Here is a 20,695-nt window from a genome sequence, read left to right on the forward strand (position 1 = left end):
CGGTTTCGTAAACGGGGTTTTATCCACCAAAAAAGAGGCGACCTCAGACCTGCATTAACAGGATGAACGGTTTAATGCATCATTAAACCGCTAGACCCCATTTTCATTCATTGCGGTGTCTGACAGGACATGGGGTTTCGTATAGATTTTGGCTATTTCGTCTGATTTTCGCGTGTACTCGATACGGGGATTGATGCCTTTTATGTTTTGATGGGTACTTGGTTCGCCCAACAACCGTTAATTAAAGCTATTACGGACCAAGGTTTAGATATCTTGGGATGGTCAAAAATATGAAACAACGCTTTGTCGTGAATGGAAAACGCATTAGCTTAAAGAACTTTATCGTTTGGCTAAGCCCACGACAGGAAAGAAAGATCTTCTGAAGTCCATCCCTATCGTCCAAACCAAGTGAATCCACGTCAAAGTGGTATTTGTCCGCAACGGCATAAAAAGAGCGACTGGCTTGCCGACTTAAGTACCGATTGTACGTTAAGCGACAAAGAAATTATCCGAATGTATGGCATTCGCAAGGATATCGAAGTCTTCTTTAAAACGACAAAGTCTCTTCTGCGTCTTCAGAAAAAATTTCAAAAGCGTTCTTAGGATTTTTAGAAAAATGATACTTTTTGAATGAAGTTCGATTAAAAACATCTTACAAACCTTAATATTATCACTAACAAAAAGAAGCCATTTTGAAAAAAGATTGATCAAAATGGCTTCTTCTCCTGAAAATTAAATATTGGTTTTTGTAAAAGGCTGTTTTCGCAAAGATTGTGGCTTTTCGAATAAAAAGGAATCCCTTGACTTGTATGATTTCGTGCTCTTTTCCTAATGAAAAATTCTTCATTTCTAGATTAAAAAGAAGAAATCAATCGAAAAAACCCTACTGCCTGTTTTTTCTTTGTGTCAAGAGCAACAATGTATACGAAAAGAGCCTGGTAAAAAAGATCGATCACTTTCACTTATGATCTTCGACAATCGCGCCCTTTTGTTGCAAAACTTCCATCCTTATAAGCCTTAACAAATACATTTGACAGGAGAAAGCAAAGCGTCTCATTTGATACAATAAGAATCAATTCTTTGCAGTTCATTTTTATCATTAAAATTATAGACATCACAGGCTGAAACAAAAGATAATTGTTCACCATTCCGAATAAATTCAGCTGTTCCATTTACTGCAACGCAATTTTTTTCGGAAATTACATTCAATGTAGTGAATTTAGTGGTTATAGTTTTGAAGTAGTTTGAAGTTTGCTTGCATTCTTCTATTACAGCTTCCCGACCTAATAAGGTTTTGTCACCAACGATATTCCATTCAATTATTTTTGCTAGAAATGGAAAAGTAAGCTCAAAAGTACCATTAGAAAATGACTCTGCTATTTGTCTTTGCGTGAGAACATGGCTTTCTGAAGTCATCGTTCAATTCCTCCTCAAATAATTAGATAAATTGGATTTTATAATAGTAGCTTACAGATGTCTTACCACTATTTGCTGTATTTAAATAGAACATCCGAAGGGATTAATACCTGTGGACTTATTCCCTCTTTATTAGCTACGAAAATTGAATATTCGGTTGCCGTTCTTTATTTAAATGGCCCAATACAAAAAAGTCGCACTATTCAATGAACTCCCTTTAATTTAGAATCAATTATTTCAAAAACACTCAAATCTTACAACAACTTTTTTCAAACATAAATAAAAGCGCAATGTTAGATCTTCTCGCCTGATCGTACTATAGTTGAAGATTAGATTGCACTACCCTATATTTGTTGTAGAGTAATAAGATATAATGTCTTAATTCTGCTAGAAGCTGAAAGAAAATCCCAACCGCACTACAAATAAACCCAGCAGTAGCTAATCCCTTACCAGTTTCCTTTGTTTTAGATATTTCTCTTTTTGCTTTTCTAGACCTATTACACCAAGCACTAACCCAATAAAAGGTATTACTATTGATAGTTTTCCAGTAGCCAAGGAGGTTACTGATTTATTGTTTGTTTGAGTAATTGATTCATTAATATAACCCCTCACCCGATTCATAAAAAACATGAGCTTTTATAGTTAGTTTTCAGAAATTAAATTCCGTTTTAAAAATGGAAATTTTGAAATAGTTCAATGGTCAGAACTAGCGTTAGCAAGGAACCTGCAGATGTTAATATAAATATCTTTCGGTTACTCTGTTTTTTTTCAGGTTTTAAATGTTCTTGAATTGTTACAAACCATATAAGAAAAGTTATTAAGGAAATAATCCCTATAGACATATTAGAATCTCCTTTCTTATATTTTTATTTTCTAGTCTTTTTAACAAACTTCCCAACGAATTGTTGGTTAAATTTGACGAACTCTTATCCCCTTAACCTTATTAAACTATACTTATTTTATATACGTTTTACTACCAATTATGTTTCAAAAAAATCCCATATTATCTCAGCAAAGCTGTCGTTTCTCTCTAATTTTGGAATATGAGTACCCCTTTCAAATAAGAGGTTCATTAAATTTTCAATTCTCTATTTCTTCATCACATGATTGCTGCTCTTTAGTTTAGTACATTCCATTGTTCTATTCCTTAATTTTGTTTCAAGATATAAAAAAGGGTAATTTTTCTATTATCTCAAGTTCAAGTCTTCAACAATCCTATTCTTGAATAACTATATTGTCGTTCAGATTTTCTATCTCTAATTATAAAAATCCCTTTGGATATATATCCAAAGGGATTTTTATAATTATCGCGAATTTATTCAAAACATCAAATCTTTTTTATAAACATCGTGACTTTGTTTCAAATCTACATAAGGTTACACTCTCTTTCGTCACAATCCACACTTCAGCTGTGCGCCACAATTCGTGCACGTATTACAGCCACCAATTTCTTTGACTGTTCCTTTTCGACAAACTGGACAAGTATTGCCTACTTCAGATCCAATCGTTACATTTGTTGAACGGATTTCTTGGATAGTGTCCACCAAAACGACTTTATTTTGATTTACTTTCTTTTCATGTTTGTCTTGACTGTTTTCTTCAGCTTTTAATGTTAAGACTTGGGAATCACGGCTTCCGTCCACGTATACCGTGCCACCCTTCGCACCGCCTTTATATAGTTGCTCATAAACCTTTTCTACTTGCTCGACAGCGAATCCTTGCGGCGCATTAACCGTTTTGGAAATCGAGCTATCAATCCAGCGTTGAATCACGCACTGCACATCAGCATGAGCTTCTGGTTTTAATTCCATTGCAGTGACGAACCAGTGAGGTAAATGTGCTTCATCAGCAGAAGGAGTCCTTTGTAAATACTCTTGGACGATATCCGCTTTCACTTCAATGAATTTCCCCAACCTTCCGCTTCGATAATACGTGAACGAGAAGTATGGTTCTAATCCTGTAGATACACCTACCATCGTACCTGTGCTACCCGTAGGAGCTACTGTGAGTAGATGAGAATTACGGATACCATGTTGTAAAATAGACAAGCGAATCTCCTCAGGCATATTAACCATAAAGCCTGTATCAATAAATTTTTGTCGTAAAGATAGGGTTTCTTCCTCTGTTTCTCCCTTAAGAAATGGAAAACTGCCTTTTTCTTTTGCTAACTCAACAGATTCCTTATACGCGGCTACAGCAATCGTTTCAAAAACTTGATCGACGAGCTTATTCCCCTCAGGTGATCCGTATTCTTTTTCACAATAAATCAGTAAATCTGCTAAGCCCATGACTCCAAGGCCTACACGACGTTCACCAAGAGCTTGCTTCTTGTTGTCTGCAAGAAAGTATGGGGTCGCATCAATTACGTTATCTTGTAGACGCACACCAACCTTAACCGTTTCTTTCAATTTTTCAAAATTAACAGTTTTCGTTTCTTTATTTGCAAACTGAGCTAAATTCACTGCAGCAAGATTACATACACTATACGGAGCAAGTGGTTGCTCCCCACACGGATTTGTGGCGACTACCTTCTGCCCATACGCCTTCGCATTCGTTTTATCGTTGGCATTATCAATAAAGAAAATCCCTGGTTCTGCGGAGTAGGTTGCACAAATATTAATCAAATTCCATAACTCTTTTGCTTGAATTCTGCGATATGTTCTTACTGCATATCCAGAATTCTCCCACTCGCGTACGTCTCCTATTTCATGCCAGTGATCATTATAAGCTTTCATCTCAGCTTCATTATATTTTTCAACGTCTGGAAAACGAAGATCATACTCCTCATCACGCTCAACTGCATTCATAAAATCACTTGTTAAACAAACAGAAATATTAGCTCCCGTTAAAAACTCTGAATTATGAACCGAATACGACCCGCCTGTAGCTAATTTATCTTTGGCATCTGCAATAATTTCTGCATCAAACCCCCCATAGCCGGGAATATGCTGATAATTGACGATTCCTTGGTACATTGACCGCTCTTGGGCTGTTAAAGGTGTGAATTTCAGCTTCGCAATAGCTGCTTTTTTAATCTGCTCATCTTCTGTGTTTTCAAGCAGAAAGCGAAGAATTGCAGGGTTTTGCATCTTTGAGATAATAAATTCAATAATATCAGGATGCCAATCTGATAACATAATCATCTGAGCACCGCGTCTTGATCCACCTTGCTCAACAAGATGAGTAAGCTTCGCAATATCATCCAGCCAGGAAACAGATCCTGAGGACTTTCCATTAACTCCTTTTGCTAATGCATTACGAGGACGGAGCGTTGACCCATTTGTTCCAACTCCTCCCCCGCGACTCATAATTTCCATGACCTGTTTTCGATGCTCGGAAATGCCTTCTCTTGAATCTTGAACAAATGGCATAACGTAACAATTAAAATAGGTAACGTCCGTTTCAGCTCCCGCTCCATATAAAACCCGTCCAGCTGGAACAAAGTTTAACTGAGAAAGCTCTTGATAAAAATTTTGGAACCATTCTTGCCGCTTTTCCTCAGTCGTTTCAACTGAAGCTAATCCTGTCGCATTTCTTTTAGCAATTTGCTCATAGTACACTTCTAGAGGTTTTTCTATCACATCAATATTACGCGTAACAATGCCCGCTTTAGCTTCTAATGGATGGTCAATGCCACTACGAAATTCTTCTTCGATCCATACATCTGCCGTTTTGTCTTCCCAATTAATTTTTTTAATAAACCCTAATCCTCTTGCTGGGAATTTCGGGTCATCCTTAATCGTTAAAACGACAAAGTCCCCTTCTGTCAATGTCATTTTCTCCGTGTCCTTAAATGAATAACGATCAATCATCACTAAGCGAGAAACGCCCTTATGAGACATATTCATATCACTTGTCACCGGATGCACCTGAGAAAATAACCCAATGTCTTTGTTTAATCTTTCGACGTTAATCGACATTTTTCCGCTTGAAACTACGGACATGTAGACAACTCCTTCGTATATAGTTATGGCTACCGAGTTATTTCTTAGTTGTTGAATATGAAGTATCCATATGTATAGGGATAAAACCCTTTTTCATTAACCACACACAATATATAGTGTGATTAGTCTTTATGAATATACTATATATAGATAAAATGGTCAACCACTAAAATTTGTGTCAAATGAAAAATACGCTGATAGATAGAGGAAAACGAAGGATATCGAAGAAATATATGGATTATAAAAAGGAATAGAAATGGTTTTAAGGTTGCACAAATTGTCGTACTCTGAACTCCTTGACAAACAAGAAAAAAGCATCCATAGGCGCTTTTTTCTCGAAAAAAATTATCTTTTAAAATTCCAGCCTCGACTTTCATATTTACTGAAAGCAAGTTCTTCTACATAGACCCGTTCTTCTTTTGTAAGCTCATAGGGTTCTAGTTGTATAGATAATCCCTCTTCAAACCCTTTTTTAAAAGCTATTTTCGCTTCTTCTATCCTAATTACATGATCAGAAATATCATTGATGGCGACTGCCTTGTTTTTAAATGCTCGTTGCATCCTGTCTTTTACTCGGTCATTTGGATAATTAAATAAACTAAAAAGCTTATCTTCGTCTAGGTCAAGCAGGATTGATCCGTGTTGTAAGATGACTCCTTTTTGCCTAGTTTGCGCACTACCTGCCACTTTTCTGCCTTCAACAACGAGCTCATACCAGCTGGGTGCATCGAAGCATACAGAAGAACGGGGGTTTTTCAAACTACTTCGTTCTTCCTCCGTTCTAGGTACCGCGAAATAGGCGTCAAATCCTAGAAGTTGAAAGCCTTTAAGGATACCTTCAGAAATCACACGATATGCTTCAGTAACAGTTTTTGGCATATCAGGATGCTCTTCACTTACAATTACGCTGTAGGTTAACTCATGTTCATGCAGAACCCCACGACCACCCGTTGGACGGCGAACAAACCCTAGATTATGTTTTTTGACCATTTCTAGGTTGATTTCACGTTCTATCTTCTGAAAATAGCCAATAGAAAGGGTTGCTGGATTCCAACCATAAAAACGAATCGTAGGTGGGATCATCCCTTCACTATGCCAATCAAGTAACGCTTCATCTAATGCCATATTAAAGTATGGGGAGCAATTACCACTATCAATAAATCGCCAAATTTCTTTTTTCATTTTTCCACCCTCAATTTCCTATTCAATCGTCTTTTAGTCTATCAAATGCCTTCAAAAATAGAAAGAAGAAGCACATATAGCAATTTTCTTTTGATTCTATGAGAGAAAATGAATATAATAGTATGTATCGTATAAGTTTGAAAGGGGAAAGAAAGTTGGCAACTTGGCAAATCATCTTAATTATTCTAGTTGGACTTACTGTTTATGCTGCTATAATGTTCTTTAGGCAAAAGCGAGTACTAAAAAAATTGAACGAGGAAGAGTTCCGTGCAGGCTATCGTAAAGCGCAGTTGATCGATGTACGTGAAGCGAATGAGTTTGATGCTGGCCATATCCTTGGCGCACGAAACATTCCACTTTCGCAAATGAAAACGCGTTTAAAAGAAATTCGTCCAGACCAGCCTGTCTATTTTTACTGTCAAAGCGGTATGAGAAGTGGTCGGGCAGCTCAAATGCTATCAAGTAAAGGCTACCAAGAATTGTATCATCTTGAAGGTGGATTTAAAAAATGGACAGGGAAAGTGAAAAAGAAAAACTAAGAATTATCCATTATAGCTTTTCTTAATGGTCTATTTTAGTTCAACCCGCAGAGACTTTCTTTGCGGGTTTCCTATTGGATAGCTTCCTTATTCTTTTAAACAAGTATTTGCGGATGCGAGAAGATTAATAATCGTTGTATAACATCCCAAAACAATATCGAAGGGAAAAGGGTTGCTTTCCTTTCTCTCAACTGGCAAACTGAATAAGAGAAAAAGCATTACTAATATGATGAGTAGGTGACAAACATGATTGAAATTAAAACTTCTACACTCAGCAACGGGGAATATAATCGAGGCGTTTTTGCAAAGGAAGACATTGCCAAAGGCACACTACTTCATGAGGCACCTGTAATTCCTTACCCAAACGAACAACATATATTCATTGAACAAACGCTTATTGCCGATTATGCCTTTGAATATGGTATTAACCACTCAGCCTTGCTACTCGGTTACGGTATGATGTTTAATCATTCCTACACTCCTAATGCGGTATATGATATTAACTTCGACAACGATACTTTCGATTTCTTCGCCTATAAGGATATAAAGGCAGGAGAAGAAATTTTAATAAATTACAACGGTGAAGTCGACAATAATGATCCTCTGTGGTTCAATGAAGATAAGCAGGATGAACAATAGTCGAGAAGATTATCCTATTCTATTGCTTAAATATCAAAAAGCACTCTATAGAGTGCTTTTTCTTATCTTTCTCATCTGGAAAATCACCAATATTACCTCCAGTCCACTCCCCAAATTGACTGTAAAAATATCATAAACAACATGAAAAACGTTGACAGAATCCCTAGTGAAACTGGAAGAGGTTTATAGTTGCTTATTTTAACTAAGGTAATAACGTACACACTAATCGTCAATATTGAAATTAGATAAAACGGAAGAAAGAATCCATAAGAAGTAAATGGTCCTAAAAACAGGCTAAACGTTGAAAACTGCAAAAGAAAAACCAAGATTGTGATAAATAACCATTTGTGGGAATCCTTTGTTATTAAAACCCCTCTAACCGCCAAAATCATCGAGATAATAATGAGCAGAATCAATGACCATTCATACAAGAAAAATAGATTTTCATTTTTAACTGCAAAAAGATAACCAAGTAGAAGTACAGGTATAAAAGACACTAGCAAAAAAATACTCCATTTCAAAGAAGAAAACTGTAGCACTTCTCTCACCCCTTACAATCACCCTATCACATTTCCAATATTATCTATATATTTCATTTATACTTACAATATTCGATTCATTAATGATGTATCATATCGCAGCAATCTATTCATTCCGAATTAGTTAGACAAGAGAACATTTCTATTGCCATTTCCTCAAAAAAGCTCCTTTCTTGTGATAAGCTCACATTCCACATGTGATTTTAATTTATTTTCATGTACAAATCTCAACTCATGACCGGTATAATGCCTCAAATCCTACAATAAATTAGCTAATTTCAACAGTTTACTACGTTTTACACTACGATACAGATTTTCAGAAAACGACTATTTATCTTTTGAGTAAGGATACATTCCTCTGAAATTGATTGATTAACTCGTTAACCTTATTCCAATATGACCCTTTCCCAGGTACTGCTACTTTTCTCAATTAAAATCTAACCAAGAATTTATCCTCTCATAGATTGCAAAAAAGCGACCCTCAGGCCGCTTTTTCAATTATTTTGTATACCGTAGAATAGGCTTCCTTGCCGCTGTTGCTTCATCCAAACGACTAATCACTGTCGTATGGGGAGCTTCTTGAACAACCTCTGGATTCTCCTCTGTTTCCTTGGCAATCTGAATCATTGCCTCAATAAAGGCATCAAGCGTTTCTTTTGATTCGGTTTCAGTCGGTTCAATCATCATGCCCTCTTCCACATTTAATGGGAAGTAAATTGTCGGTGGATGATACCCGAAGTCTAACAGCCTTTTAGCAATATCTAAGGTCCGGACGCCTAATTTCTTCTGACGACGACCACTTAAGACAAATTCATGCTTACAATGACGATTATACGGTAAATCATAGTACGCTTCTAATCTTCTCATCATATAATTCGCATTTAATACCGCATGTTCCGTCACCGCTTTTAAACCATCAGGTCCCATTGAACGAATGTACGTATAGGCGCGTACATTGATGCCAAAGTTCCCGTAATACGGTTTGACACGTCCGATTGAATCCGGACGATCATAGTTGAAGAAATAACGCTCTCCATCTTTTTCTAGAGTTGGTTTCGGTAAATAGGATAGGAGATCTGCTTTCACTCCGACAGGACCTGATCCAGGTCCACCGCCACCATGAGGACCGGTAAATGTTTTGTGAAGATTTAAATGCACGACGTCAAATCCCATATCGCCAGGTCTTGCCTTTGACATAACAGCATTTAAATTCGCACCGTCATAATAAAGTTTCCCTCCTGCATCATGAACGATAGTAGCCATTTCCAAAATATTTTCTTCAAATAGTCCTAATGTGTTCGGGTTTGTTAGCATCAAAGCGGCGGTATCTTCCCCTACCACACGTTTTAAATCCGCTAGGTCAACGAGACCATTTTCATCTGATTTAACGGTCACAGTTTGAAAACCCGCCACCGTTGCTGAAGCTGGGTTTGTTCCGTGAGCAGAATCAGGCACAATCACCTTTGTACGATGATGATCTCCTTTGGACTCATGATACGCACGAATCATCATGAGTCCCGTCCACTCTCCATGAGCTCCTGCTGCAGGTTGAAGCGTCACCTCATCCATCCCCGTAATTTCTTTCAAATGGACTTGAAGATCGTACATAAGCTCCATAGCACCTTGTGTGGAAGACTCGGGTTGAAGTGGGTGAACATGCGCAAATCCTGGGTACCTAGCAACGGTTTCATTGATTTTTGGATTGTATTTCATCGTGCATGAACCTAGTGGATAAAACCCTGAATCAACCCCATGATTACGGTTGGATAATGCTGTATAATGTCTCATAATATCTAGCTCGGATGCTTCAGGAAGCTCAGGCTCTTCCTGCCTTATGTATCCTTGAGGAAGCAGCTCAGAAAGGGACATTTCTTCCACATCTAATTTAGGGAGACTATACCCTACACGCCCTTCTTTAGACAATTCAAAAATAAGTGGCTGATTTTCTTTATGCATAACTTTCTCCCACTTCCTTCACAAATAAGTCGATTTCCTCTTTTGTCCGTAATTCAGTCACTGCGACAAGCATATGATTTTCAAGTTCCGGAAAATCACGGCCTAAATCATAGCCAGATATGATTTCTTTCGCTAACAACTTTTGATTCAATTCTTTCACGGACCCCTTCAGTTTTACGACAAACTCATTAAATGTCGGCCCTTCAAAAGCAATTGTAAAGCCTGCCGATTGAAACGCTTTTTTGGCATAATGTGCTTTTTGAATATTTTGAGTTGCCATCTCATGAACACCTTTTTTTCCTAGAGCTGTCATAGCAACCGATGCAGCTAGAGCATTTAAGGCTTGGTTTGAACAAATATTTGATGTCGCCTTATCTCGACGAATATGCTGCTCACGTGCTTGTAGAGTTAACACAAATCCCCGACGACCTTCTTCATCTTTTGTTTCCCCTACTAAGCGACCAGGTACTTTACGCATTAATTTCTTTGTCACAGCAAAATAACCACAATGAGGACCGCCAAAAGCAGTTGGAATGCCAAAAGGTTGGGCATCACCGACCACCACATCTGCCCCAAATTTCCCTGGGGGTGTTAATACCCCTAAAGATAATGGATTGGATGAGACTACAAAGAGTCCCTTATTCTGATGAATGATTTCCTCTATTTCTTGTAACGGCTCGACGCGACCGAAGAAATTTGGGTATTGAATAACTGCTGCCGCAATTTCTTCATTCATTAATCGCTGTAATTCGTCTAAATCCGTCACACCATCTTTTTGTGGAATTGTAATCACTTCAATGTACTGACCTTTAGCATATGATTGTAAAACTGCGAGTGATTCAGGATGAACACATTCAGAGACTAGCACTTTCTTTTTTTTCGTTTGGCCGCAACTTAACATCGCCGCTTCTGCTAGAGCGGTACCACCGTCATACATGGAAGAGTTCGCAACGTCCATCCCCGTTAGTTCACAAATCATCGTTTGAAACTCAAAGATCGCTTGAAGCTCGCCTTGGGAAATTTCAGGTTGGTATGGTGTATAAGCTGTATAAAACTCTGACCTGGACAAAACATGATCAACAATGGTAGGCATGTAATGATCATAAACACCTGCTCCCAAGAAAGAAGTGTATTGTTTTAAGTCTGCATTTTTATTGGCAAGCGCTGATAGTTCCTTCATCAAAGAAGTTTCAGATTTTGCCTCTTTAATCTTGTAATCTCCTTGAAAGCGAACGTTTTCTGGAATATCTGAGAATAATTCATCCACACTCTTAACACCCACTGTTGCAAGCATTTCTTTTTGATCTTGCTCTGTCATCGGTAAATAGCGATGTTTCATTCTTTTCCCCTACCTTCCCCTATTTCTTCGATCGTTTGTAAAAAGGTGTTGACACCACTTTTGCTTGTAATCGTTTATTCCGAACTTCTACGGTAACTGTAGTATTCAAGTCTGTATATTCATTTTGAAGAATGGCCAATCCAATATTTTTCTTAAGTGTTGGGGATTGTGTACCTGTTGTCACTTCGCCAATTAAGGTATCACCTTTATACACTTTATACCCATGCCTTGGAATTCCCTTATCTATCATTTCTAAGCCAACAATGCGGCGTTTAAGACCATTTTCTTTTTGATGAAGTAGCGCCTCTTGGCCAATAAACTCATCTTTTTGTGTTTTCACTGCAAACCCAATCCCCGCTTCAAGTGGGGTGATATCCTTTGTTAATTCTTGACCATAAAGAGCAAGATTCGCTTCAAATCGTAGTGTATCTCTTGCTCCAAGTCCACAAGGTAGTACTCCGTAATCTTCGCCTACATGTAATATAGTACGCCATAGCTTCTCAACATCTTCTGCTTGGCAGTAAATTTCAAATCCATCTTCTCCTGTGTATCCTGTACGTGACACGAGCGCTGTTACACCTTTAATGTTTACTTCCGGTGAAAAGGAAAAAAATGAAATGTTATTGATGTCTGTATCTAACACTAAATTTTGTAGTACGTCCTGAGCAAGCGGTCCTTGAAGCGCAAGCTGCGCAGTTTGGTCAGACACATTTCTCAGCTTTACATCACCGCTAATATGTTGTTGTAGCCATTCGAAGTCTTTATTAATATTTGAGGCATTAACGACCAATAAGTAGTAGGAATCCTCTATCTTATATACTAAAAGATCATCAACCGTACCTCCATTTTCGTAACACATCGCTGTGTACTGAGCACGACCTATTTTTAGTTTACTAATGTCATTGGTCATCATTTTGTTTAAAAATGTTAGGCTATCTTCACCTTTCACTTCAAATTCTCCCATGTGCGAAACATCAAACAAACCTGCTTTTGATCGGACAGCCTCATGCTCTTGTTTAATACTAGAAAATTGCACAGGAAGTGCCCATCCACCAAAATCAATCGTTTTTCCACCATACTCTTTGTAAACTTCAAAGAGAGGAGTGTGTTTTAAATTTGTCATCGATTTTCCCCCTTATTTAACATAGTCCCATCGCTTTCTACATACAAAAAAGGACAGAGAAACCCCACAAGTAGGTTTCCTCTGTCCTTTCACCTGAAAGTTTACCGTTAACGGTTTTCCCCTTGGGTGGTTTCACTTGAAACACTCTCCAGAGATGCGTCCCGCAAGAGTCTTTTTGCCTGAGAGATTCACGAATATACGCTTGCTCCTTCGGCGCTGAAAAAAATTCAGTCTCTCCCCTTGCGATCATTCGCCTATATTCAATTAGAGTATTGGACATACTAGAATAATAAAACGAAAGGTAATATGTAGAATGTTCGGATTTTGGTAATTTTTTAAACTTTCAAATCTTTACATACATCCTACCCTAATAACTTCTATTCGGCAATATTTTTATGCTATCGAAGGAGATGTTTTTTATGAATGTTGACTTAAAATTTGATCAAGAATGGTCGACAGGTTTTATTGAACGAATTGAAAATGACGGTCCATGGGGGAATTGGGAGCTTTATAAGCTTGCATTAGAAGTGGAAGAGCATACCGTAATTCCGAACTTTGAAGGCCTTCAAGCACCCAAACATTTGCCTCAGCTTACCCCGTTGCCCCATCAACTAGAAACAGCAAGACAAGTGGTGGAGCATATGAACGGGAAAGCCATTCTAGCTGACGAAGTTGGTTTAGGCAAAACAATTGAAGCAGGACTGATCTTGAAAGAATACATGATTCGTGGATTAGTAAAAAAAGTATTGATCCTTGTCCCTGCTTCTCTTGTGTCTCAATGGACGAGCGAATTAAATAGTAAATTTTTCATTCCAGCAATCCCTCAACGAAAAAGCTATGTTTGGGATCAGTGTGATATTGTTGTTTCTTCCATCGATACAGCAAAACGAAATCCACATCGTGAAAAAATTTATGAACAGGATTATGATTTGGTCATCATTGATGAAGCACACAAATTAAAAAACCCTAAAACTAAAAACTATGAATTTGTCCAAAATTTAAAAAAGAAATTTTGTTTGTTGTTGACGGCAACACCGATACAGAATCGAATTGAAGAAATCTTCTACCTGGTTTCACTGCTCAAACCAGGACATCTCGGTAGTCAATCAGGCTTTATGGAAAAATATCAAAAAAGAAAAAGTACCGTAATAGACGACCAAACCTTAAAAGATTTAATCAATACCGTCATGATTCGTCATCGCCGTAAGGATACCGGAATTGAGTGGACAAAACGTCATGTACAGACAGAAATCATCGACTTTTCAATGGAAGAAAAAGCATTATACGATAGCATTTTATTGTTAAAACAACAGAATGAAGATTATACTACAAGTTCTTTTTCCGTGCTGACATTACAAAGAGAGGCATGCTCGAGTAGGGAGGCCGTGTATTACACGCTCAAAAATATGTTAGAAAAAGAAGAAGTCCCGACCACCTTACAACAGAGTATCCACACCATTATGCAAAAGGTGGAACATGTTCAACAAAATTCCAAGGCACAAAAAGCACTTGATATTATCCGAAAAGCCAATGACAAGGTGATTATCTTCACAGAGTATCGAGCAACCCAACTGTATTTACAATGGTTTTTAAAGCAGAATGGGATTTCTTCAGTCCCTTTCCGAGGCGGATTCAAACGAGGAAAAAAAGATTGGATGCGAGAATTATTTAAAAACCATGCCCAAGTTCTCATCGCAACCGAAGCAGGTGGTGAAGGAATTAACCTTCAGTTTTGTTCTCATATGATCAATTTTGATCTTCCTTGGAACCCAATGAGACTAGAACAGAGAATTGGTCGTGTGCACCGTCTTGGGCAAACAAAAGATGTAAAAATATATAACTTCGCGACTAGAGATACTGTGGAAGAGCATATTTTAAAGCTATTATACGAAAAAATTGAGCTCTTTGAGCGAGTTGTTGGTGAATTGGATGATATTTTAACAAAAATTGACTTTGGAGATATGGAAGAATATATGATAGATGTTTTTACCTCTTCTAGATCAGAAGGCGAAATGAAAATAAAAATGGAGAATGTAACATCTATGATTCAATTAGCTCAACACTTGAAGGAGGAGAAACCCGATGCAACAACAAGAAATACATCAATTTCTTGAGAAATACTTTATTCAAAATGGGTGTGAGATTCTTGAGAATGCAACTGGCCATCTTCACATTCAACTCACCATCGATTTGGATAAGAAACTAATGAATCGACCTTTTTATTGGCATTATCTCGAAAAAACAGGCGGCGAACCTAATCCAATGAAACTCACACTGGTAACGGATCCCAAAAAAACTCCAGACAGTATCAAAGGAGAAGTTTTACATTTCGGTTCTCCTCGACTTCATCAAATTTTTCAGTCCACAAAGGAGCTTTCCGCCTATATTCGACTCTATGAACATACACATCCCAATGGAAATCAACGTCCGCTATTTCCATGGCTGTCCTTGAATATGAAAGTCTCTTATCAATGTGATTTAAAGAAAGACACACTTCGTTCCTTTGGCTTAAATTTGATTAATGGAAAGCTAGATACACACTTTCACGAGAAACTCCTCTATAAACAGTGGACTCCAAAAATACCAGATTATTGTTTTACTTTAACACCCATTATCCAGCCAAAAAGTGGCATTTCAAGAATTGAAAATTTTATCAAAACTGAACTTCAAAACGAAGATCATCAATGGGCCGAGGATGCTCGTAAACGATGGGATGCCGATTTAGCTCTATTGCACTCATTTTATGAAGATATGGATGAAAAGCCAGAATCCTTCATTGTAGAAAAAAAAGCTTTACAAGACCAATATGAACCTTCTATTGAAGTCGAAATTATCAACGGTGGATTATTTTACCTACACTAAATGAGAAAGAATATTTCCACTGGTTATTTGGTATACACTATTGCTAATGACCCTCTCGTTTGAGAATACATCAATTGTTCAGAGATTTCATCCAAGTAATTACAAAATGATTAACCGTACCCAACCAATATAAAATTTATAAACTAATACAAAAATCAACAATCTTTGCGAAAATAGATTTTTTGAAAGAAAATAATAAGCAAGTAGAATTCTAAGACATTCTACTTGCTTATTTACGTTTAAAAACCCCCATTAAAATATAAGGAATCACTCCGAACCAACGAAATAAAAACGACGCTTTTTGTTGCTTTCTTTTTTTTCGAAGCGACTTTCTTTCTGCCTTTGGTTTGTCAAAATGCTGCACAAGATTTTGCGTAACAAATTTAACATAGTCATTCACAGACATACTAGCACCACCTCTGTCAGGCACTAGTATCTCCATTTTAGCCATTTTTTAGACGTTCTATTAGGGTATTCACTGTTTGTTGAATAGATTTTCCGTTCGTGCTTACCTTGATATGAGCAGCTTGTTCATAAACTAATGCTCTTGATTGCCATAGTTCTCTAATTTCGTCTTTTTTTGCAAATGTCGCCAAAGGTCTAGTAGCATCGCGACTAATACGTTCCCAAATCACTTCAAATTCACATTGCAATAAGATGACTGTTCCGTTGGCTCTCATATATGAAATATTGTCTTGAGTCGTGACAATACCACCACCGGTTGTGATGACAATAGCTGGTTGACTAATTCTTCTTAGTACCTCGGTTTCCATTTTACGAAATTCCGGTTCTCCCATCTCTTGAAAAATGGCTGCTATACTTTTGTTCGCTTCTCTGACAATTTTTTGGTCTGTATCCACAACTGAAATGCCTAGCTTTTGGGCGAGCGCTCTGCCAATTGTTGTTTTCCCTACACCCATAAATCCGATAATATAAATTGTGTTCACGACTGTTCCCTACTTCCATTCCAGAATCTCTCCTTCCTTATTATACAGAATGGATTGACTATATAGTCTTGTTTCTCGACTAAGAATGAGAGTCAACTGATATTTTTCATCATCTACCGGCTCCTTAAGAAAGTTAACTGTTCCTATGTCCCAGTTTATCAATCCCTCCACTTCTTCACTCTGAAGACAATACTCTGCTGAAAGTAACAAAATGGCTTTATTCTCATATCCCTCTTTCATCATCGTCATTATCTGGTAGTGGGAAACCAGTCGACTGGAATAGGCTATAATTGATCCACTTATCACTAGGAAAAATAGAAATGTAAATGGCAAAATATATCCTTTCTGATCCAATGCTTTACGGTACAACGTATGAATAGACATTTCCTATCCTTCTTTCGCCTGATTTAAACTCTATTTCTATATTCGCACCAGCTGTGATGGAACGAAAAGCCGACTCACTAACTTCTTGAAGTACAACCTCATGTCCTTTTAGGTTTACCCTTCTTCTTAAAAAATGACCATACCTCTCATACCGTATACTTTCTCCATTTAGAGAGAAGCTCACATATTGATCACCAATCGTAATTGAATTTGCATTGGTCATTTCTTCTTGAAGCTGATACATAAACAAATGCCATTCGTGTGGATAGGTATTTTTTTGATGTTCTAAATGGTACATCTGCCCAAGTAGTAAGCTGAAAGAGGAACAGATTATCAAAAGAATAGTAAAAGATAGTAAGCTCTCTAAAAAAGTAAATCCCTTCTCATTCTGCTTGAACACAAACGACCACTTCCTTATTTTTCACACACACTCCCTTGTTTTCACGTTCCCAGTTCACTACATATATTTCCTCGCCTCTCACTACTTGAGCATTTTCTTTTTTTGAAGACGTTAGCAATACATCTTCAACTTCTTCTAATAGCACTCTTGCACTTTCAAGTTCACGTTTTCGATTTGCACCTGTTGCATATTGATGAAATAAAAGGGGAAAAAGTGATCCCATCAACAACAGAACACAGGTTAAAGCAACCAAACTCTCCGCTAGGGAATAACCTTTATCGCTTTTCCACATAAAATCTCCCTTGACCAATGAAAAATGTCGCAGTAATCTTTTGATTGTCTACTTCAAAAACAACAGAACCAAATCGATTTGTATTACCCGTTGAATAAAACGTAATCTCTTTCAATGAACTAGAAGAAAGTCGTTTTATTCCTTCCGGGAGCTCTCTTACGAATAACAATTCTCCAGTTTGGGATTTTGCTTGATATTTCGTTCCGTAAAATTGAACAGTCATCGAGGTTTGGTGGTAAATGGCGTAGGTATGCGCTTCAAGTAAATCAGTTTTCAAACTAAGCATAAATTGACGTTCCTTTGCATGAATTTGATACGCTTGAAAGGAGAACATGGATAGAGAAAGAAAAAAAGAGAGGATGAGCAGAACTAATAGGGTTTCGACGAAGGTAAAGGCTGATTGAGAGTTAAGGAGTCGTAATTTCAAGCGTTCCATCCGCCGCGATATTAATAACGTCCCCATTTGAGCATACATTTTGCTGAGCATTCAAATATCCCTTATCGACTAAATCATTGATAGTGGTTGGAGCTGATATTTCATCTAATTTGTAAGATTCTACTTGCCCTTCGATCATTGAAAACAGAGCGTCACATCCTTTTGTATTAATACTTTCGCTTCTGTTGGCAATGTTCGGGATGGCAAGTAGTAACACAACCGAAATCACGAGTAAGACAATCATCATCTCAATCATCGTAAACCCCTTTTGATTTAAGATTTTTTTCATATTTTTATTCCTCCTAAATATTTTGCATCATTTGGTACATTGGTAACATTAGTGAAAGATAAAGCATCACTACAAACAAACCTATGGCCCCGAATACGATTGGCTGAAGCCATTGCAGAAGTTTTTCAGACTTTTTCTCCATAGAATCCAGGCAAAATTGGCTAAAATAATGTAATTCTTTTTCTAAAAAACTATTTCTCTCACCATGCCTAACAACAACAGGTAGTTCCTCAACAAAATAAGGTACTTTTTCCAATGTCTCCGGAAATGACATTCCCTTTTCAAGTTGATTCTTAATCCACTTTCCCTGTTGCTGAAAAAAAGGCCGGAACGATTGGTTTTGAAACACGGACATTGCTTCATTAATTGATAATCCACTTTTCAGCAAAAAACTCAATTCTCTTGTAAAAAAATGAGTGAGGTAACTTTTTAAGTAATAAGAGAGAATGGGGACTTTCAGAAAGATGTCTACTTGAGTGGTCGGAGATAAGGTGTTTCGAAACTTATAAACAAATCCTCCTCCCCCACCCAGAAAAATAACGGAAATCAACAAAATATAGGGAAGTGTCTTCATAGTGGATAAGAAAAGCGCAGAAATCCCTGAAGGTGAATATCCCATCGTGGCATACAAGGTCTCAAATTGCGGCATCAACACTTGTTGAAGCAACCACAATAAAACATTAAAAAATAGAAACAAAATAAGAGGATACTGAAGTGCTTTAAATAGTTTTTGTTGCTCTATTTTTCGTTGTTGTAAAAATAAACCTGCATCCATCAGGGCTTGAGGTACATTCCCGTGAGATTGCGCAAAAAATATTTGTGCGCAAATAGCATTGGAGAAACCTAGATTTTTGAGAACTTCATCAAGAGAAGCACCACTTTCGAGTTCTTGTAAAATTTGATGTGCTTCTTCATTCGTTCTCTTCTCTAAATATAAAAATAAAAATTCAATCCCTTCTGAAAGAGAAAACCCCTGTTTCAACATTTCACCTAGTCTAATTAAGAAATCCTCTTTACGGCGTAGAAATTTTTTCTTTTTGAACAGCCCAGCGGTTAAATTCCACTTCAGAAATGTATCCAAGGGCAACCCCCTTTCGTAACAAATCTTCAATTAAGGGATATGCTAAGCTTCCTTCCAAACCCCTTGCTTCATTCATTATCATCTGTAAAGCCTGCCCAGATAAGATTTCATACACACTCACTCGTTTATGGTGTGACGGACTAATACAATATGCTTCATCGAGATCACCGCAAAGAGGACATTGCAACCGGACAAGCCGCTGTGCGGTGACAGCAATAAGGGTTTGCTGAATTTCTTCCCATTTAATTCCGAATTCTAACAACCGGTAAATAGCCCCTTTTGCATCCCTCGTATGGAGCGTCGTTAACACCAAATGTCCCGTTAACGCTGCACGTATTGCAATTTCAGCTGTCTCCTGATCGCGAATTTCCCCTACCATTATTATATCCGGGTCGTGCCGAAGAATCGCTCGCAACCCATTTGCATACGTAATTCCTGCTTTTTCGTTCACCTGAACTTGAAGCAGCTCTTCGTTTTGTTTCTCAACTGGATCTTCTAACGTAATGACATGGCGGTTTAGCTGATTTGAACAATGTTCAATCAAGGAGTAAAGGGTCGTGGTTTTTCCACTGCCAGTTGGCCCTGTGAAAATGATCAAACCATGGGAGTGCATTAGAAGGGAATGTAGTTTTCGCGCAGAGGATGGAAACAGAGACATTTGTTGAATTGGGAGTGCGGCCGTTTGAGGAAGGATTCGAATGACGAGGCTTTCCTTATTATGAGCTGTCGGAAGAGTAGAGAGCCGAATGGCGAGGGGTCTTTGTTGAAAGAAGAAGTGAAGGGCACCTGTTTGAGGCTTTCGTTTTTCACCGATATCCATTGATGCTTTGAATTTAAAATGAGAAATGAGCCGTTCGCCTTCTTCAAAGGAAAACGTTTTCCCCTTATGCAAGTAACCTAATACACGGTATTGAACGGAGTAATCATGTTTCCTAGGAAGAACGTGGATATCTGTGGCATCTAGGTCAATAGCAGATTCAAGTACGACATTTACAACGTTTTCAATCAACATTTCATAAAATTCCCACCTTTCTGTCTTGCTATTAGGAAATATTCAACAAAGTTGTCAATACTCCTTCTTTTCAACTCAATTATTTATTATTTAATTCACCCTTTTGTTTCAGACTTAAATCTAATCATATACTCAAAAGATTTCTACTTAGATCATTTTGTTCATATTTATTAATAAGGCTCTTTACATATACAATTTAGCTTTTTCGTTTAATTTGACTGGCTCTTTTCGCATACTGATTTGAACGAAACTGTCAAATTCTCCTTACCAAATATTTTTGTGTTTCTGTTTCTGGCCGACTCTAAGAAACCTATT

General features: G+C 37.5%; 20 protein-coding genes, 1 pseudogene and 2 riboswitches. Of the genes and pseudogenes, 5 read left to right on the forward strand and 16 right to left on the reverse strand.

All coding sequences use genetic code 11. From position 1 onward, the window contains the following. Positions 1-171: 171 nt before the first annotated feature. Positions 172-600 (forward strand): annotated as a pseudogene (locus U8D43_RS21120) (IS4 family transposase); the annotation flags it as partial. A 453-nt stretch (positions 601-1,053) separates the two neighbouring features. Here the strand turns inward: U8D43_RS21120 and U8D43_RS19275 are convergent. From U8D43_RS19275 to lipM, 3 genes are all read right to left on the reverse strand, one after another. Then, complete coding sequence (locus U8D43_RS19275; RefSeq protein ID WP_335872791.1) at positions 1,054-1,416, reverse strand: hypothetical protein; 363 nt, start codon at positions 1,414-1,416, stop codon at positions 1,054-1,056. Between the two features lie 1,391 nt (positions 1,417-2,807). Next, positions 2,808-5,360 carry a vitamin B12-dependent ribonucleotide reductase gene (locus U8D43_RS19280; protein ID WP_335872792.1) on the reverse strand — a complete coding sequence of 851 codons (2,553 nt, stop codon included), beginning with the start codon at positions 5,358-5,360 and terminating at the stop codon, positions 2,808-2,810. Positions 5,361-5,705: 345 nt separating this feature from the next. Beyond that, entirely contained in the window at positions 5,706-6,542 is an 837-nt protein-coding gene (gene lipM, locus U8D43_RS19285; RefSeq protein ID WP_335872793.1) for an octanoyltransferase LipM, read from the reverse strand. 122 nt (positions 6,543-6,664) lie between these two features. On the opposite strand from lipM, the gene U8D43_RS19290 reads away from it, so the two are divergent. After that, entirely contained in the window at positions 6,665-7,081 is a 417-nt protein-coding gene (locus U8D43_RS19290; RefSeq protein WP_335872794.1) for a rhodanese-like domain-containing protein, read from the forward strand. Positions 7,082-7,327: 246 nt separating this feature from the next. Next, a complete protein-coding gene (locus U8D43_RS19295; RefSeq protein ID WP_335872795.1) occupies positions 7,328-7,720 on the forward strand; it encodes an SET domain-containing protein in 393 nt (130 codons plus the stop codon). Between the two features lie 92 nt (positions 7,721-7,812). Here the strand turns inward: U8D43_RS19295 and U8D43_RS19300 are convergent, their stop codons facing one another. The 4 genes from U8D43_RS19300 to gcvT all read right to left on the reverse strand — a co-directional run bounded on the left by U8D43_RS19300 (position 7,813) and on the right by gcvT (position 12,677). Then, a complete protein-coding gene (locus U8D43_RS19300; RefSeq protein ID WP_335872796.1) occupies positions 7,813-8,223 on the reverse strand; it encodes a hypothetical protein in 411 nt (136 codons plus the stop codon). A gap of 534 nt (positions 8,224-8,757) precedes the next feature. Then, positions 8,758-10,215 (reverse strand): aminomethyl-transferring glycine dehydrogenase subunit GcvPB, encoded by a 1,458-nt coding sequence (gene gcvPB / locus U8D43_RS19305; protein ID WP_335872797.1) that lies wholly within the window; start codon positions 10,213-10,215, stop codon positions 8,758-8,760. Further along, positions 10,208-11,554 (reverse strand): aminomethyl-transferring glycine dehydrogenase subunit GcvPA, encoded by a 1,347-nt coding sequence (gcvPA, locus tag U8D43_RS19310; protein WP_335872798.1) that lies wholly within the window; start codon positions 11,552-11,554, stop codon positions 10,208-10,210. Before gcvPA ends, gcvPB begins: the two co-directional genes overlap by 8 nt. 19 nt (positions 11,555-11,573) lie before the next feature. Then, positions 11,574-12,677, reverse strand: a complete 1,104-nt coding sequence (gene gcvT, locus U8D43_RS19315) for a glycine cleavage system aminomethyltransferase GcvT (protein ID WP_335872799.1) — start codon at positions 12,675-12,677, stop codon at positions 11,574-11,576. A 79-nt stretch (positions 12,678-12,756) separates the two neighbouring features. After that, positions 12,757-12,831, reverse strand: a riboswitch (glycine riboswitch). Positions 12,832-12,834: 3 nt separating this feature from the next. Next, positions 12,835-12,927: riboswitch (glycine riboswitch) on the reverse strand. A 169-nt stretch (positions 12,928-13,096) separates the two neighbouring features. On the opposite strand from gcvT, the gene U8D43_RS19320 reads away from it, so the two are divergent. Together U8D43_RS19320 and U8D43_RS19325 are read left to right on the forward strand one after the other, a co-directional pair. After that, on the forward strand, positions 13,097-14,791 hold the full coding sequence (locus tag U8D43_RS19320) for a DEAD/DEAH box helicase (RefSeq protein ID WP_335872800.1): 1,695 nt from the start codon (positions 13,097-13,099) through the stop codon (positions 14,789-14,791). After that, entirely contained in the window at positions 14,760-15,539 is a 780-nt protein-coding gene (locus U8D43_RS19325; protein ID WP_335872801.1) for a YqhG family protein, read from the forward strand. The genes U8D43_RS19320 and U8D43_RS19325 overlap by 32 nt, the downstream gene beginning before the upstream one ends. Positions 15,540-15,768: 229 nt before the next feature. Here the strand turns inward: U8D43_RS19325 and U8D43_RS19330 are convergent, their stop codons facing one another. From U8D43_RS19330 to comGA, 9 genes are read right to left on the reverse strand one after another with little or no spacing between them, the layout of a single operon-like run. After that, positions 15,769-15,945 (reverse strand): YqzE family protein, encoded by a 177-nt coding sequence (locus U8D43_RS19330; protein WP_335872802.1) that lies wholly within the window; start codon positions 15,943-15,945, stop codon positions 15,769-15,771. Between the two features lie 37 nt (positions 15,946-15,982). Next, positions 15,983-16,486: a shikimate kinase gene (locus U8D43_RS19335; protein ID WP_335872803.1), complete on the reverse strand. Its 504-nt coding sequence runs from the start codon at positions 16,484-16,486 to the stop codon at positions 15,983-15,985. Positions 16,487-16,495: 9 nt separating this feature from the next. Next, positions 16,496-16,870, reverse strand: coding sequence for a hypothetical protein (locus U8D43_RS19340; protein ID WP_335872804.1), 375 nt, complete (start codon positions 16,868-16,870; stop codon positions 16,496-16,498). Beyond that, entirely contained in the window at positions 16,845-17,270 is a 426-nt protein-coding gene (comGF, locus tag U8D43_RS19345) for a competence type IV pilus minor pilin ComGF (RefSeq protein ID WP_335872805.1), read from the reverse strand. Before comGF ends, U8D43_RS19340 begins: the two co-directional genes overlap by 26 nt. Beyond that, entirely contained in the window at positions 17,254-17,562 is a 309-nt protein-coding gene (locus U8D43_RS19350) for a type II secretion system protein (RefSeq protein ID WP_335872806.1), read from the reverse strand. Before U8D43_RS19350 ends, comGF begins: the two co-directional genes overlap by 17 nt. Beyond that, entirely contained in the window at positions 17,546-17,989 is a 444-nt protein-coding gene (comGD, locus tag U8D43_RS19355) for a competence type IV pilus minor pilin ComGD (protein ID WP_335872807.1), read from the reverse strand. The genes U8D43_RS19350 and comGD overlap by 17 nt, the downstream gene beginning before the upstream one ends. Beyond that, a complete protein-coding gene (gene comGC, locus U8D43_RS19360) occupies positions 17,970-18,308 on the reverse strand; it encodes a competence type IV pilus major pilin ComGC (protein ID WP_335872818.1) in 339 nt (112 codons plus the stop codon). Before comGC ends, comGD begins: the two co-directional genes overlap by 20 nt. Next, positions 18,301-19,368, reverse strand: a complete 1,068-nt coding sequence (comGB, locus tag U8D43_RS19365; RefSeq protein WP_335872808.1) for a competence type IV pilus assembly protein ComGB — start codon at positions 19,366-19,368, stop codon at positions 18,301-18,303. Before comGB ends, comGC begins: the two co-directional genes overlap by 8 nt. Beyond that, positions 19,301-20,380 (reverse strand): competence type IV pilus ATPase ComGA, encoded by a 1,080-nt coding sequence (gene comGA / locus U8D43_RS19370; RefSeq protein ID WP_335872809.1) that lies wholly within the window; start codon positions 20,378-20,380, stop codon positions 19,301-19,303. Before comGA ends, comGB begins: the two co-directional genes overlap by 68 nt. Between the last annotated feature and the right edge of the window lie 315 nt (positions 20,381-20,695).

The organism is Bacillus sp. 2205SS5-2 (assembly GCF_037024155.1).
Lineage (GTDB): Bacteria > Bacillota > Bacilli > Bacillales > Bacillaceae_K > Bacillus_CI.

Excerpts from the sequence above, each read along its gene's own strand:
- U8D43_RS19325 (WP_335872801.1), top strand. The coding sequence starts at position 14,760 with ATGCAACAACAAGAAATACATCAATTTCTTGAGAAATACTTTATTCAA.
- U8D43_RS19275 (WP_335872791.1), bottom strand. The coding sequence starts at position 1,416 with ATGACTTCAGAAAGCCATGTTCTCACGCAAAGACAAATAGCAGAGTCA.
- U8D43_RS19350 (WP_335872806.1), bottom strand. The coding sequence starts at position 17,562 with ATGTGGAAAAGCGATAAAGGTTATTCCCTAGCGGAGAGTTTGGTTGCT.
- U8D43_RS19340 (WP_335872804.1), bottom strand. The coding sequence starts at position 16,870 with ATGTCTATTCATACGTTGTACCGTAAAGCATTGGATCAGAAAGGATAT.
- U8D43_RS19330 (WP_335872802.1), bottom strand. The coding sequence starts at position 15,945 with ATGTCTGTGAATGACTATGTTAAATTTGTTACGCAAAATCTTGTGCAG.
- U8D43_RS19290 (WP_335872794.1), top strand. The coding sequence starts at position 6,665 with ATGTATCGTATAAGTTTGAAAGGGGAAAGAAAGTTGGCAACTTGGCAA.
- comGA (WP_335872809.1), bottom strand. The coding sequence starts at position 20,380 with ATGTTGATTGAAAACGTTGTAAATGTCGTACTTGAATCTGCTATTGAC.
- U8D43_RS19295 (WP_335872795.1), top strand. The coding sequence starts at position 7,328 with ATGATTGAAATTAAAACTTCTACACTCAGCAACGGGGAATATAATCGA.
- U8D43_RS19320 (WP_335872800.1), top strand. The coding sequence starts at position 13,097 with ATGAATGTTGACTTAAAATTTGATCAAGAATGGTCGACAGGTTTTATT.
- gcvPA (WP_335872798.1), bottom strand. The coding sequence starts at position 11,554 with ATGAAACATCGCTATTTACCGATGACAGAGCAAGATCAAAAAGAAATG.
- lipM (WP_335872793.1), bottom strand. The coding sequence starts at position 6,542 with ATGAAAAAAGAAATTTGGCGATTTATTGATAGTGGTAATTGCTCCCCA.
- U8D43_RS19280 (WP_335872792.1), bottom strand. The coding sequence starts at position 5,360 with ATGTCCGTAGTTTCAAGCGGAAAAATGTCGATTAACGTCGAAAGATTA.
- gcvT (WP_335872799.1), bottom strand. The coding sequence starts at position 12,677 with ATGACAAATTTAAAACACACTCCTCTCTTTGAAGTTTACAAAGAGTAT.
- gcvPB (WP_335872797.1), bottom strand. The coding sequence starts at position 10,215 with ATGCATAAAGAAAATCAGCCACTTATTTTTGAATTGTCTAAAGAAGGG.